At 59.0% G+C, this 901-nt stretch carries 1 protein-coding gene; it reads right to left on the bottom strand.

Annotated features, from left to right (window positions below):
* Positions 1–303: 303 nt before the first annotated feature.
* On the bottom strand, positions 304–867 hold the full coding sequence (locus tag FDW94_RS11625) for a class I SAM-dependent methyltransferase (protein WP_137377619.1): 564 nt from the start codon (positions 865–867) through the stop codon (positions 304–306).
* Between the last annotated feature and the right edge of the window lie 34 nt (positions 868–901).

The following is a 901-nucleotide window of genomic DNA, read 5'->3' on the forward strand; positions in this document are numbered from 1 at the left end:
GGCTCGACGACTGGACAGCGCCAGCTAGTCAGGAGCCGAAGGGGGCCAGTGCTCTGGGTATTTAGTTTTTGAAAAAACCGGATCAGTTGCTGATCCCCAACAGGAGATGTAATAGCCACAGGAGTAAGGGTTAGAAGAAGACAGAAATATAGTCCGTTACAATGTCACTTTTTATAAGAATGACTATGACGCGTATTGAAGGGCGTTGCGCGTCAGCGCAATGCCTTTCAGCGCCGCAGGCGCGCGGCCTTTTCCGGCATGGGCAGACGGGGGCATGATCCCCCGCCCGGCTCACCGCGCCCGTCAGGTCTGAATTCTGAGCAGGACGGTTGAAACATCGGTATACGTGAATGTGCCACGCGGCAACGGCTCCCAGACATCAGCCAGGGGTTTCAGGATCTTCTGTTGCCGTGGCCCGTTGAGGCAGACCGCCGTCAGTATGCCGCCGGATTCGAGCAGCGTTAAGGCGTGCTGTATGTGGCGGATATCCTGCGCATGCTGAAACGGCGGATTCATCAGGATTCTGGTCAGAAGGCTGTCCGGCTGGTATGCCAGAAAATCCCCGCACCAGACGTTAACGCCCGGAAACGCCGCCCGCAGATGCGCGGCTAACGCGGCGTTAAGCTCCACGGCATCACACCGCGCCAGCGGGACAGCCTCGCGGATGGCCCGCAAAATGGCCCCCGTTCCCGCCTCCGGCTCCAGAATGCGGTCAGATTCGGTTATCTCCGCCAGATCAACCATCTGACGACAGACCTGATCGGGCGTAACGAACAGCTGAGAACTGGCCCGGATTTCTGCCACGGGTGTGCGCCCGTCCAGTCTGGCCTGCATCGCCTGAATGCGGTCCCTGAGTTCACTATGCATATGAATGGCCCTTACCTCCCCGGCGTGATGCCGG

This window comes from Citrobacter sp. wls757 (assembly GCF_005280935.1).
Taxonomy (GTDB): Bacteria; Pseudomonadota; Gammaproteobacteria; order Enterobacterales; family Enterobacteriaceae; genus Citrobacter; species Citrobacter portucalensis.

Coding starts and splice junctions, on each gene's coding strand:
- FDW94_RS11625 (WP_137377619.1), bottom strand. CDS start 867: ATGCATAGTGAACTCAGGGACCGCATTCAGGCGATGCAGGCCAGACTG.